The sequence below is a fragment of the Arthrobacter sp. UYEF3 genome (genome assembly GCF_040546245.1).
GTDB lineage: Bacteria > Actinomycetota > Actinomycetes > Actinomycetales > Micrococcaceae > Arthrobacter.
In genome coordinates this window covers 43,964-56,351 of sequence record NZ_JBEPNK010000019.1, presented here as the reverse complement: position 1 = coordinate 56,351, position 12,388 = coordinate 43,964, and the positions used below count along the sequence as shown (strand labels likewise).

Annotated in this window: 11 protein-coding genes; 2 read left to right on the top strand and 9 right to left on the bottom strand. The window is 66.8% G+C overall.

The annotated features are described in order from the left end of the window. The first annotated feature begins 411 nt into the window (after positions 1-411). Positions 412-1,089, top strand: coding sequence for a vitamin K epoxide reductase family protein (locus ABIB14_RS13620; protein WP_354236435.1), 678 nt, complete (start codon positions 412-414; stop codon positions 1,087-1,089). A gap of 105 nt (positions 1,090-1,194) precedes the next feature. Here the strand turns inward: ABIB14_RS13620 and ndk are convergent, their stop codons facing one another. The 6 genes from ndk to ABIB14_RS13590 form a co-directional block, all read right to left on the bottom strand. Then, positions 1,195-1,608, bottom strand: a complete 414-nt coding sequence (gene ndk, locus ABIB14_RS13615; RefSeq protein ID WP_354236433.1) for a nucleoside-diphosphate kinase — start codon at positions 1,606-1,608, stop codon at positions 1,195-1,197. Positions 1,609-1,647: 39 nt separating this feature from the next. Continuing rightward, entirely contained in the window at positions 1,648-2,091 is a 444-nt protein-coding gene (locus ABIB14_RS13610) for a DUF4233 domain-containing protein (protein WP_354236432.1), read from the bottom strand. A gap of 3 nt (positions 2,092-2,094) precedes the next feature. Then, positions 2,095-3,453: a bifunctional folylpolyglutamate synthase/dihydrofolate synthase gene (locus ABIB14_RS13605; protein WP_354236431.1), complete on the bottom strand. Its 1,359-nt coding sequence runs from the start codon at positions 3,451-3,453 to the stop codon at positions 2,095-2,097. A gap of 3 nt (positions 3,454-3,456) precedes the next feature. Continuing rightward, a complete protein-coding gene (gene ileS / locus ABIB14_RS13600) occupies positions 3,457-6,834 on the bottom strand; it encodes an isoleucine--tRNA ligase (protein ID WP_354236430.1) in 3,378 nt (1,125 codons plus the stop codon). A gap of 314 nt (positions 6,835-7,148) precedes the next feature. Beyond that, on the bottom strand, positions 7,149-7,946 hold the full coding sequence (locus tag ABIB14_RS13595) for an SDR family oxidoreductase (RefSeq protein ID WP_354236428.1): 798 nt from the start codon (positions 7,944-7,946) through the stop codon (positions 7,149-7,151). Positions 7,947-7,987: 41 nt separating this feature from the next. After that, entirely contained in the window at positions 7,988-8,353 is a 366-nt protein-coding gene (locus tag ABIB14_RS13590) for a DUF488 domain-containing protein (RefSeq protein WP_354236427.1), read from the bottom strand. A gap of 64 nt (positions 8,354-8,417) precedes the next feature. On the opposite strand from ABIB14_RS13590, the gene valS reads away from it, so the two are divergent. Beyond that, positions 8,418-11,036 carry a valine--tRNA ligase gene (gene valS, locus ABIB14_RS13585; protein WP_354236426.1) on the top strand — a complete coding sequence of 873 codons (2,619 nt, stop codon included), beginning with the start codon at positions 8,418-8,420 and terminating at the stop codon, positions 11,034-11,036. An 88-nt stretch (positions 11,037-11,124) separates the two neighbouring features. Here valS and ABIB14_RS13580 read toward each other — a convergent pair whose 3' ends face one another. From ABIB14_RS13580 to ABIB14_RS13570, 3 genes are all read right to left on the bottom strand, one after another. Further along, on the bottom strand, positions 11,125-11,418 hold the full coding sequence (locus ABIB14_RS13580) for a putative quinol monooxygenase (RefSeq protein WP_354236425.1): 294 nt from the start codon (positions 11,416-11,418) through the stop codon (positions 11,125-11,127). A gap of 116 nt (positions 11,419-11,534) precedes the next feature. After that, positions 11,535-11,699: a hypothetical protein gene (locus ABIB14_RS13575; RefSeq protein WP_354236424.1), complete on the bottom strand. Its 165-nt coding sequence runs from the start codon at positions 11,697-11,699 to the stop codon at positions 11,535-11,537. Positions 11,700-11,726: 27 nt separating this feature from the next. Continuing rightward, positions 11,727-11,963 (bottom strand): glycoside hydrolase family 15 protein, encoded by a 237-nt coding sequence (locus ABIB14_RS13570; RefSeq protein ID WP_354236423.1) that lies wholly within the window; start codon positions 11,961-11,963, stop codon positions 11,727-11,729. Between the last annotated feature and the right edge of the window lie 425 nt (positions 11,964-12,388).

The following is a 12,388-nucleotide window of genomic DNA, read 5'->3' as shown; positions in this document are numbered from 1 at the left end:
CCGAATGTGGATCGCGTCCCAGCCAGCTTCATTGTCTCACAGGAGCCGCAAAAGTAGGGTTAGGCGGGACAGACATGCTCGTAGGTGCACCAGTGGCCACTCGGAGACCCGCCGGGATCCGGCTGCCACCCGGGAGGACATGCCCAATGGCCGCACCTTGCTCCGGGCACAACCCGAATATGTCCATCCGCCGGCCCGGGCAACGGGCATGTCCTCGGACCGGACCACGCGGTCGGACCTGAACCGCCGCCGAACCAACGAAAATTGCGCACCAGTCTTTGGGCCAGGCGGGACATCCCGACCGCGCCGCGGACCGAATCACTGGCGACGGCGGGACGCATACCCGGCTGCATCCAGCCTCCGGCGATAGAATCGGCCCAAGAGCACCACAACGCAAAGGACTCGAAGCACATGCCCAGCATCTCTCCCGCCCCCGCCCGCGGCGACGCGACCGCCCAAGAGCGGGGTTCCGGCACGGCCCCTGCGGAGCACGCGTTTCCCCTGATGACGCGTGATCGGCCGTTCGCGTGGCTCCTTCTGATCACCGGCATCGTCGGCTGGCTTGCCTCCGGAACGCTGGTCCTGGAAAAACTGGCGGTCCTCAAGGACCCCAGCCACACCACAGTGTGCGACGTGAACCCGTGGATTTCTTGCGGGCAGGTGATGCAGACCTGGCAGAGTTCACTCTTCGGCTTCCCCAACATGTTCATCGGCATCGTCGCGTTCGCCGTCACCATCACCACCGGCATGGGCCTCCTCGCCGGGGCAAAGTTCTCCCGCTGGTACTGGATCGGGCTGCAGACCGGAGTGACTCTGGGCTTCGCCCTTGTGGTGTGGCTCTGGTCCCAGGCGCTGTACTCTATCCACGTTCTTTGCCCGTTCTGCATGATTGTCTGGGCCGCGATGATCCCCCTGTTCGTCGGGGTGACCGTCCGCAACGTAAGCCACGGCGTCATCCCGCTGCCAGCCGCCGCCGCCCGGATCCTGTCCGACTCGGGCTGGATCCTGACGGCCCTGCTGTACGTCGCCGTGATCGCCACCATCTTCTTCGCCTTCATTCAGGTCTTCGTCGGCACCTCCGGCTACTGAGTCCCTCAATAAAGGCCCTGAAAACGCCGCGAGGTGACAGCTAAGGCCAATGTTCAGCGTGAACATTGGCCTTAGCTGTCACCTCGGCGAGGCGCTGCGGGGTCGTTAGAACCAGATCTTGATCTCGCGCTCGGCAGACTTCGCCGAGTCCGAGCCGTGCACCAGGTTCTGCTGCACCTTCAGGCCCCAGTCGCGGCCGAAGTCGCCGCGGATGGTGCCGGGCGCCGCCGTCGTCGGATCCGTGGTGCCGGCGAGGGCGCGGAAGCCTTCGATCACGCGGTGGCCTTCGAAGATCGCAGCAACCACGGGTCCGCTGAGCATGAACTCGACCAGCGGCTCGTAGAACGGCTTGCCGACGTGTTCCTCGTAGTGCTGTTCGAGGAGTTCGCGGCCTGCGTCGACCTTCTTGAGCTCCACCAGGGTGTAGCCCTTGGCTTCGATCCGGGCGATGATGCTGCCGGCCAGGTTGCGTGCGACGCCGTCGGGCTTGATCAGGACGAGGGTGCGCTCAATGCTCACTGCTGCTCCTTGGGGGTTGGGGTGGGGTTCGGGACAAGTCTAATTGCTGCGGCCCTCGGGGTTCGCGGCTTCCCAGGCGGCCTGCTCACGTTCGCGCTGCCCGGCTTCGCGGTCGATCCGGATGCCGGTCCGGATGCCGTACCACCAGGTGATCGCGAACAGCCCGCCCACCAGGTACATGGTGGGCTCCACAATGCCGGTGAGGATCAGCAGCAGCTGCAGGATCCAGCCCAGCGCGACACCCCACGGCTTCGAAAGCACGGCGCAGGTCAGGACCAGCACCACGCACAGTCCGAGGCCCGCCCCGAAGACCAGCAGCGGCGGCAGCTCCCCGCGTCGCAGTCCGAAGACCGCCAGGGTGCCGAAGATCGCCACGAAGGCCTCCAGCAGCAGCACCGTGGACGCGAACATGACTTTGGTGGACCGGCGTTTCTTCGGCATGCCGGGGCGCCATTCGCGTTGCGCCTTGGTGAGTCTAGCCACGGGTTATGCCTGAGCCTTTCCGAGCAGGATCCTGGCCTCGGCCACGAGCGTGATGGACCCTGTGACCAGGATCCCGCCGGCCAGGTCGTCGTTGGCTTCCGCCCGCTCGAAGGCCCACTCGAGAGCGTCGTCGAGCTTGTCGGCAACGTGCACGTTGTCCCCGCCGAAGCCCAGGTCCCGCGCAAGCTCCGCGAGGTCCTGGGCCGGCACGGCGCGGGGCGAGTTGGACTGGGTGAAGCAGTACTCCGAGGCGAGGTCGCCGAGGGATTCCTTGAGCTGGCGGAGGATTTCCTCGGCGTCCTTGTCCTTCAGGACGCCCACCACCACCACGAGTTTGGTGAAGCTGAAGGCCTCGTGGATGGCCTCGGCGGAGACCCTGATGCCCTCCGGGTTGTGTGCGGCGTCCACGATAGTGGTCGGCGCGGTGCGCACCACTTCAAGGCGTCCGGGTGAGGTGACGGAGGCGAAGGCCTCCTGCAGCACCTCGGCGTCGAGTGGCTTTTCCGCACCGAAAAACGCCTCCAGCGCGGCGATCGCGACGGCGGCGTTTTCCGCCTGGTGTGCCCCGTGCAGCGGCACGAGCAGGTCTTCGTAGCGTCCGGCAATGCCCTGGATGGTCACCATTTGGCCGCCGACGGCGACGGTCCGGGATTCGACGCCGAACTCCACGCCTTCGAAGCGGAACGGCACGCCCGTTTCCTTGGCCCTCTCCAGCAGCACCTGGGCCGCGTCGACGGGCTGCGCCGCGCTGATCAGGAACCCGCCGGGCTTGATGATGCCGGCCTTTTCGTGGGCAATGTCCTCGGTGGTGTCCCCAAGCAGCTCGGTGTGGTCCAGTGAGATCGGGGTGATCACGGCGACCTGGCCGTCGCCGACGTTGGTCGCGTCGGTGATGCCGCCCAGGCCCACCTCGATCACGGCCACGTTGACGGGCTGGTCGGCGAAGACGGCGAAGCCCAGGATGGTCAGGCACTCGAAGTAGGTCAGCCGGGGCTCGCCGTCGGCGGCAAGTTCGCCGTCCACGATGTCCAGGTAGGGGCGGATTTCGTCCCAGATCCGGACGAAAGTCTCGTCCGGGACCGGTTCGCCGTCGATGCTGATCCGCTCCGTGACCTTGGACAGGTGCGGGCTGGTGTACCGGCCGGTGCTCAGCCCGTGGGCCCGCAGCCCGGCCTCGATCATCCGCGCCGTGGAGGTTTTGCCGTTGGTACCGGTGATGTGGATGATCGGGTATGCCTTGTTCGGCTCGCCCAGGATGTCCATCGCCCGTCGCAGCGGGGCCAGCCGCGGCTCCATCTTGTTTTCCGGCGCCCGGCCCAGCAGTTCGGCGTAGACGCTCTCTACGGAAAATTCGTCGGTCATAGGTTATGCCCCTGCTTCGTTGGCTAGTTTTTCGACGCTGATCAGCGGTTCCGTGACCTCGGCGGGAACGGTCTCCAGCTCGAGGGTCAGGGTTTCGGTCTTGACCAGTTCGGCGTGCGCCAGCAGCGCCTCGACGGTGGACTGCGCGGCCGTGACGGTGGTGCGGATCCGGTCGCTGACGTTCAGTCCGGCGTCCTTGCGGGCCTGCTGGATGGCGCGGACCAGGTCCCGGGCGGTTCCCTCGGCTTCCAGTTCCGCAGTGACCTCCGTGTTGAGCACCACGAAGCCTCCGCCGGGCAGGACCGCGGCCGCACGCGACGCCTCGCCCTCCGCGGCTTCGGCCACAACGGTTTCCAGGGTGTACTCCCGCGGTTCGAGCGCCAGCCCGCCTGCGGTGACCAGCCCTGCCTCGTCCACGGACCAGTCACCGGATTTGGAGCCTTTGATGGCCTGCTGCACGTTCTTGCCCAGCCGGGGGCCGGCAGCCCGGGCGTTCACCACGAGTTTCTGCTCGATTCCGAACTCCTCCGGGGAGGCGCTCTCGGCGTCGAGCAGGCGCACGGAGCGCAGGTTCAGTTCATCGGCGACGACGGCGGCGAAGCCGTCCAGCGCGGACGCGCCGGGTGCCACCACGGTAAGCTCCTGCAGCGGCAGGCGCACGCGGAGGTTGGCGGCCTTGCGCAGCGAGGATCCGGTGGAGCAGATCTGCTGCACCCGGTCCATGGCCTCGACCAGGTCCGGGTTGGCCGGGAACAGGTCCGCGTCCGGCCAGTCGGCCAGGTGCACGGAGCGACCGCCGGTGAGGCCGCGCCAGATCTCCTCGGAGACCAGCGGCAGCAGCGAAGCCGCCACCCGGCAGACGGTCTCCAGCGCGGTGTAGAGCGCGTCGAAGGCGTCGACATTCTCGTCGAAAAAACGCTGGCGGCTGCGGCGGACGTACCAGTTGGTGAGCATGTCCAGGTAGCCGCGCAGTTCGTCGCAGGCCCCGGAGATGTCGTAGCCGTCCAGCTGCGCTGTCATGTTCCGGACCAGGTCTCCGGTGTTGGCCATCAGGTACTGGTCCAGGGTGTCGGCGTAGCCGTCATAGCGCAGCTTCGCGTCATAGCCGGACGCGTGTCCTGCATCAGCGTTCGCGGCGTTCGTGTAGAGCGTGAAGAAGCTGTAGACGTTCCACAGCGGCAGAATGACCTGGCGGACGCCGTCGCGGATGCCCTGCTCGGTGACCACGAGGTTGCCGCCGCGCAGGATGGGGCTGGACATCAGGAACCAGCGCATCGCGTCGGAGCCGTCGCGGTCCAGGACCTCGGAGACGTCCGGGTAATTGCGCAGGCTCTTGGACATCTTCTGCCCGTCGGAGCCGAGCACGATGCCGTGGCTGATGACGTTGCGGAAGGCCGGGCGGTCGAACAGGGCGGTGGAGAGGATGTGCAGCATGTAGAACCAGCCGCGGGTCTGCCCGATGTACTCGACGATGAAGTCCGCCGGGTTGTGGGTGTCGAACCATTCCTCGTTCTGGAACGGGTAGTGGACCTGGCCGTAGGGCATGGACCCCGAGTCGAACCAGACATCCAGCACGTCCTCGACGCGACGCATGACGGACTGGCCCTCTTCCGGGGTGCGCGGATCGTCCGGGTTCGGGCGCGTGAGCTCGTCGATGAACGGCCGGTGCAGGTCCACCTGGCCCTCGTTGTTCAGCGGCAGGCGGCCGAAGTCGGCGTCGATCTCGGCGAGCGAGCCGTAGACGTCGGTGCGCGGATAGTCCGGGTCGCTGGACTGCCAGACCGGGATGGGGCTGCCCCAGTAGCGGTTGCGGCTGATCGACCAGTCGCGGGCGTTCGCGAGCCACTTGCCGAACTGGCCGTCCTTGACGTTGCCGGGGATCCAGTTGATCTCCTGGTTCAGCTCCGACATCCGGTCCTTGAACTTGGTGACCTCGACGTACCAGGAGGACACGGCGCGGTAGATCAGCGGGTTCCGGCAGCGCCAGCAGTGCGGGTAGCTGTGCTCGTAGCTGGCCTGGCGGACCAGCCGGCCCTGGGCACGGAGCACCTGGGTGATGGGCTTGTTGGCCTCGAACACCTGAAGTCCGGCGATCTCCGCGAGCGGGCCGGAGTTGAACAGCGGCAGGAACTTCGCGCCCTCGTCGACCGAGAGGACCACGGGGATGCCAGCCTCTTCACAGACCTTCTGGTCATCTTCACCGTAGGCGGGCGCCTGGTGGACGATGCCGGTGCCGTCGGTGGTGGTCACGTAGTCGGCGACGAGGAAGCGCCAGGCGTTTTCGGTGCCGTACTTCTCGGCGTCGGAGAAGTGGTCCCACAGCGGCTCGTACGTCAGGCCCTCCAGCTCGGTGCCGGTGTGCCGGGAGGTGACGGCGGCATCGGCTGCGGCAGCGCCCTCGGCGCCGTCGCCGTAGCCGAGGTCCTTCGCGTAAGCTCCCAGCAGGTCCGCGGCGAGCAGGAAGCCGCCCGTGACGGGGGCCTCGGCCGCGGCGGCCTTGATGCCGTGCGGGCCGGCCGGCACGACGACGTAGGTGATGGCGGGCCCGACGGCGAGCGCCAGGTTGGTGGGCAGCGTCCAGGGCGTCGTGGTCCAGGCCAGCGCCTGCACCCCGGCCAGCTGCCGGGACAGCTCCGACTCCCCCGCCGTGATGGGGAAGGTGACGGTAACGGTCTGGTCCTGGCGGTTCTTGTAGACGTCGTCGTCCATGCGCAGTTCATGGTTGGACAGCGGCGTCTCGTCCTTCCAGCAGTAGGGCAGCACGCGGTAGCCGTTGTAGGTCAGGCCCTTCTCGTGCAGCTGCTTGAAGGCCCAGAGCACGGACTCCATGTACTCGACGTTGAGCGTCTTGTAGTCGTTCTCGAAGTCGACCCAGCGCGCCTGGCGGGTGACGTAGCTCTTCCACTCGTCGGCGTACTTCATCACGGAGGCTCGGCAGGCGTCGTTGAACTTATCGATGCCCATGGCTTCGATCTGGGTCTTGTCCGTCATCCCCAGCTGCTTCATGGCTTCCAGCTCGGCGGGCAGTCCGTGGGTGTCCCAGCCGAAACGGCGCTCGACGCGGCGCCCGCGCTGGGTCTGGTAGCGGGCCACGAGGTCCTTTGCGTAGCCGGTCAGCAGGTGGCCGTAGTGCGGCAGTCCGTTGGCGAAGGGCGGTCCGTCGTAGAAGACGAACTCGTTGCTGCCGGGCTCGCCGCCGGGGAGGTCGGAATCCCGCTGGTCGATGCTGGCCTGGAAAGTGCCGTCCTCATCCCAGTACGTGAGGATGCGCTCTTCGATCTCCGGGAATTTCACGGATGCCGGTACACCGGAGGTGCTTGAAGCAGAGGTGGCGGCGCCTGCACGGGACAGTGCGGCGGAGGCCTTCGGGTAATAAGTCATCTCGACATCCTGGGTTGAGCTGGTGAACAACGGGATTCATTCAGGATGCGAGGACGGCCCCTGTGCTGTCGCAACAACACCGGCACCGCGGTACCACCTCACTTACCGGCACCGGTCCTGCGCCCTTTTCTGCAAAGGGCTGCACCGGCAACGGCCGCTCGTTGACTGCTGTGACGGGCTTACCCGTCCGGTTCTACCGACCGAGGCACGTTGCTGCGCCGGGGCGTTCTTCCGGAAGCTCACCGGTGATGGCCGGGTCAAAGCTGCTACGACGATGTTACCGGAAACTACTCCGGGCCGCCCGCCGGATGCGGCTACCCCTTGCGGATCAGCTTGAAGTTGGCGGCCTGTGCCACCGGGCGGATCACGATCTGGTCCAGGTTGACGTGATGCGGCGCGGTTACCGCGTAACGGACGACGTCGGCGACATCGCCGGCCGTGAGGGGCTTCTCAACCCCGGCGTACACCTTGTCAGCGGCACCCTTGTCGCCGAGCCGGTTCAGCGCGAACTCCTCTGTCTGCACCAGGCCGGGGACCACCTCGATCACGCGGAGGTTGTGTTCGGCCTCTTCCAGCCGCAGCGCCCCGGTGAGGGCGTGCTGCGCGAACTTCGCGGCGTTGTAGCCGCCGCCGCCTTCATAGGCGGACAGGGCCGCCGTCGAGGTCAGGTTCAGGACGGTGCCTTCACCGCAGTCGCGCAGCATCGGCAGGAACGCGCGGGTGAGCTTGAGTGTGCCGAGGACGTTGACGTCGTACATCCACTCCCAGTCCTCGATCCGGGCTTCGCCAACCTTGTCCGCGCCGCGCGCCCCGCCGGCGATGTTGATCAGGGTGTCGATGCCGCCGGCACGGGTGACCGCCTCGAGCAGTCGGGCGACGTCGCCGTCGTCCGTGACGTCGGCGGGGAGTGCGACGGCGCCGGTCTCGGCGGCGAGCGCCTCGAGCCGCTCGGCGCGGCGGGCGACGGCGAACACTCGCCAGCCTTCCAGCCGGAGCGCGCGCACGGTGGCCTCGCCGATTCCGGTGCTGGCGCCGGTGACGACCGCGGCCTTGGTTACTGCTGCATCCGCTGCGGCTTGTGCTGCTGCGCTGGTGTGGGTTCCCTCGGTCATGGCTCCACCCTAATGGGAATGCCGGGGTCATTTCCTGCCTGCTACCTGCTGCGCTGCAGAAACTCCATCAGCACCCGGGCGTGGTTGGTCGCCGGGTCCCTCGCACCGAATAGCAAAGTCACTTTGGCGTGCACGGCGGCCAGCTCCCGGAGCGTGTCGACGGCGCCATTGAATTCCAGCTCCGCCTCGTAGGCGGCGCGGAAGTCCGCGAACCGCTCCTGCATGTGCGCAAATTCCTTGCGCAGCGGCGGTGTGGGGGCCACCTCCTTGAGCCAGAGCTGAAGATGCGCGCGCTCCTTACTGACCCCGCGCGGCCAGAGCCGGTCCACCAAAACCCGGTAGCCGTCGTCATCAGCGGGCTCGTCGTAAACCCGTTTAATCGCATACTCTCCGGTGCTTTCCTCCATCTGCTGCATGCTACTGCAGGGGAACTCTGCGGAACACAGCGGAAAACAATGAAAGAATTGCCCCATGGCTGAAGACACTCAGGGTACAGACACGCCCACCACTGCCCCCATCAACGTTCCGGACAAACCCGCCCTGGAGGGGCTGGAAGCAGCCCTCACCCGGCGCTGGCTAGAGGAAGGGACCTACAAGTTCAACCGGGACACCACCCGGGAACAGGTCTACTCAATCGACACTCCGCCGCCCACGGCGTCGGGTTCGCTGCACGTGGGGCACATGTTCTCCTACACCCAGACCGACGTCCTGGCCCGCTACCAGCGGATGACCGGCAAGAACGTCTTCTACCCGATGGGCTGGGACGACAACGGCCTTCCCACCGAGCGGCGTGTGCAGAACTACTACGGCGTGCGCTGCGACCCGGCCATCCCCTACGACGCCGGATACCGGCCGCCGGCGGAGCCCGCGAAGAACCAGCGCGACTTCGACGTCATCGGCCGCCGCAACTTCATTGAACTCTGCGAAGAACTCGCCGTCGAGGACGAGAAAGTCTTCGAGAACCTGTTCCAGACCCTCGGCCTGTCCGTCGACTGGGACCTGACCTACCGCACAATTGACGACAAGTCGCGGGCCATCTCGCAACGGGCTTTCCTGGCCAACCTCACCGCGGGCGACGCCTACATGGCGGAGGCGCCCACCCTGTGGGACGTCACCTTCCGCACCGCGGTCGCCCAGGCCGAACTGGAGGACCGCGAGGTCGCCGGTGCCTACTACCGCTACCCGTTCTTCACCGAAGACGGCGAAAAGATCTACATCGAGACCACCCGCCCCGAACTGCTCGCCGCGTGTGCGGCCCTCGTGGCGAACCCCGACGACGAGCGGTACCAGCCGCTGTTCGGCAAGAAGGTCACCTCTCCCCTGTTCGGCGTCGAGGTGGAGGTCAGGGCCCACCCGCTCGCCAAGGCGGACAAGGGCTCCGGCATCGCCATGGTCTGCACCTTCGGCGACCTCACCGACGTCACCTGGTGGCGCGAGCTGCAGCTGCCCACCCGCGCCATCGTGGGCCGTGACGGCCGCATTATCGGCGAAACCCCGGACTGGATCACGTCCGCGGAGGGCCGCACAGCCTTCGAGGCGATCGCCGGCAAAACGGTCTTCAGCGCGAAGGAAGGCGTAGTGGAACTCCTCGCCGCCGCAGACCTGCTCGACGGCGAACCCAAGAAGATTATGCACCCGGTCAACTTCTTCGAAAAGGGCGACAAGCCGCTCGAGGTTGTCACCTCCCGCCAGTGGTACATCCGCAACGGCGGCCGCGACGAAGACCGCCGCGAACGCCTGATCGGCCGCGGCAAGGAGATCGAATTCCACCCGAACTTCATGCGCTCCCGCTACGAGAACTGGATCACCGGCCTCAACGGCGACTGGCTGGTCTCCCGCCAGCGGTTCTTCGGCGTGCCGGTGCCGGTCTGGTACCCGCTCGACGCCGACGGCAACCCGGACTACGACGCGCCGGTACTGCCCGCCGACGGCCAGCTCCCGGTGGACCCCGCCGCGGATGCGGCCCCCGGCTACGAGGAAGCCCAGCGCGACGTGCCGGGCGGCTTCACCGGCGACGCGGACGTCCTGGACACCTGGGCCACCTCCTCGCTGACCCCGCAGATCGTAGGTGGCTGGAGCACCGACGAGGCGCTCTTCACGAAGGTTTACCCGTTCGACGTACGCCCGCAGGCGCACGACATCATCCGGACATGGCTGTTCTCCACCGCCGTCCGAGCCGATGCCCTGCAGGACGTCGCGCCGTGGAAGCACGCGGCCATCTCCGGCTGGATCCTTGACCCGGACCGCAAGAAAATGTCCAAGTCCAAGGGCAACGTGATTGTCCCGACCGACGTGCTCAACGAGTACGGTTCGGACGCCGTCCGGTACTGGGCGGCCTCGGCCAAGCTCGGTGCGGACACCGCCTACGAGATCGCACAGATGAAGATCGGCCGCCGCCTGGCGATCAAGCTGCTCAACGCCTCGAAGTTTGTGCTCAACCTGGGCGCCACGGAGGACTCCGTGGTTTCGTCCGACCTCTCGGTCTTGAGTAACCCTTTGGACCGGGCAGTACTGGCCCAGCTCTCTGACGTGGTCCAGCAGGCCACCAAGGCGTTCGAGGGCTATGACTACGCCCGGGCGCTGCAGATCACCGAGAGCTTCTTCTGGCACTTCACCGATGACTATGTGGAACTGATCAAGGACCGCGCCTACGGTGCCGCCGGGGAGGAACAGCAGGCGTCGGTGCTGGCCGCGCTGGCGACGAGCCTGGACACCCTCCTGCGGCTGTTCGCACCATTTCTGCCGTTCGCGACGGAGGAAGTCTGGGGCTGGTGGCGGACCGGCTCGGTGCACCGCGCGCCGTGGCCTGCCGCCGTGGAGATCAACGGCGACACCACCCTGCTGGCCACTGTGGGCGCGGCGCTGGGCGGGATTCGCAAGGCCAAGTCCGAGGCCAAGGTCAAGCAGCGCACCGAGGTTCTCTCCGCAACCATCACGGCCTCGGAGTCCCTCACGACGCAGCTTAAGGCGGGTCTGGGCGACCTCAAGGCCGCGGCCAACGCGCGTGAGCTGGCACTGGTGGCCGGCGAGGGCGAACTGACCGTGAGTGACGTCGTTCTGGCCCCCGCAGAAGAGCCCGGCCAGGCGTAACGATCCGGTTCCAGACCACGATGGAGTGGGCCCTCCGGCCGGCCCAGGCCGGGCGGAGGGCCCTCTTCATGAGGTAGCTTTCCGGGGCTCAGATTTCAAAGGAGGTCTCGAAGCGCGTCAGCACTGGCGGTCCGGCCAGGAGATCGCCCAGCGGGCTCGCTCCATCGGCTGCCCGCCATGCGCGGTAGGCGGAGTCGTGCTTGAGGGACGCCCACTGTTCCACCACAAGGAAGTGCGCCGGATCGGCACTGTCGACCAGCACGTCGACACCGAGGCAGCCGTCAAACGCCCGCGTATCGGCAAGGATGTCGCGAAGCACCGCCGGGGCCGCGGGCAGGGATTCTGCTTTGAGGGTCAAGTCGAGGTGTGCTGTGATGGGCATGGCGCTCCAATGTTCGAGGGTGGGCTTGTTCCCCCGGCCATGCTACGCCGGTCCCCTGTCGCCGCTAGGAACCAGACCGCTGCTTGCGTTCCGCTTCGCAGATGGCCCTGGCGGCATTAACCAGGCCGATGTGGCAGGAAGGCGCCTTCCTCCCCCGGTGGCCCGTCGTCGCCGTCGTTGCGGTAGACCAGGCCGCGGCTGTCGGTGAGCCATTGCTCGGTGGCCGCGTCCGCGAGGAACCGCAACGTGTCCGGTGCCAGGTCAGCGAGGAATCCCGGCATGGTCGCGGCGGCGTCCAGCAGCTCGCCTTAGACGTCCAGCTGCCGCTGGTCCCAGGCGCCGTTGCCGACCCGCACGGGTGCGCCGGCCCGCCAGCCGGGGAGGTGGTCCAGCACTCGTTCTGGCAGGTCCCGCGCGCCGCCGATCCCGTACATGATCTGGAGCTGGTCGCCGCGGGCCAGTTGGTAGGCGGCCGAGGCGAGGAACTGGAAGAACTTCCCGGCCTCGTCCGGCCGGGCCGCCACCCACAGCGCCTGCAGGGTCATGCTGGCGTCCCATACCCCGTGTACCGGTAGTCCCAGCTCCGGGTGCCGCCGGCAACCTGGGGCAGCTAGGTGGTGGGTGCGGCCACGATCGCGCCGGACGAATAGTAGTTAAGGGCCGTGCGCGGTGGTGCGGACCGATTCCAGGACCATGGACGGGCCCGGGTTGGCACACTGCTCATGGCACCACGCTGATGCGGTTTTGGTCCGATGCGATTGGCGTGATGCCGGTTTCGGGCAAAGGGGAAGCCCCATCAGCTTTTTGCGGTTGGTGGGGCTTCGACTTTCGGTTGCCACGTGACGTCTTTGGCAATCTGGCGGGATCCTTAGAATTTCAGGTCTTCCTACCTCGTCACTGGTAGCCATCATCTGACTTTGCCGAAGGCTGCGTCGGATGAGTGTCACTGAATCTTTGGTTCCTACGTCCA

What these genes read in the sequence shown, in the direction of transcription:
- ABIB14_RS13620 (WP_354236435.1), top strand. Translation starts at nt 412, where the DNA reads ATGCCCAGCATCTCTCCCGCCCCCGCCCGCGGCGACGCGACCGCCCAA.
- ABIB14_RS13605 (WP_354236431.1), bottom strand. Translation starts at nt 3,453, where the DNA reads ATGACCGACGAATTTTCCGTAGAGAGCGTCTACGCCGAACTGCTGGGC.
- ileS (WP_354236430.1), bottom strand. Translation starts at nt 6,834, where the DNA reads ATGACTTATTACCCGAAGGCCTCCGCCGCACTGTCCCGTGCAGGCGCC.
- ABIB14_RS13595 (WP_354236428.1), bottom strand. Translation starts at nt 7,946, where the DNA reads ATGACCGAGGGAACCCACACCAGCGCAGCAGCACAAGCCGCAGCGGAT.
- ABIB14_RS13590 (WP_354236427.1), bottom strand. Translation starts at nt 8,353, where the DNA reads ATGGAGGAAAGCACCGGAGAGTATGCGATTAAACGGGTTTACGACGAG.
- valS (WP_354236426.1), top strand. Translation starts at nt 8,418, where the DNA reads ATGGCTGAAGACACTCAGGGTACAGACACGCCCACCACTGCCCCCATC.
- ABIB14_RS13580 (WP_354236425.1), bottom strand. Translation starts at nt 11,418, where the DNA reads ATGCCCATCACAGCACACCTCGACTTGACCCTCAAAGCAGAATCCCTG.
- ABIB14_RS13575 (WP_354236424.1), bottom strand. Translation starts at nt 11,699, where the DNA reads ATGCCGGGATTCCTCGCTGACCTGGCACCGGACACGTTGCGGTTCCTC.
- ABIB14_RS13570 (WP_354236423.1), bottom strand. Translation starts at nt 11,963, where the DNA reads ATGACCCTGCAGGCGCTGTGGGTGGCGGCCCGGCCGGACGAGGCCGGG.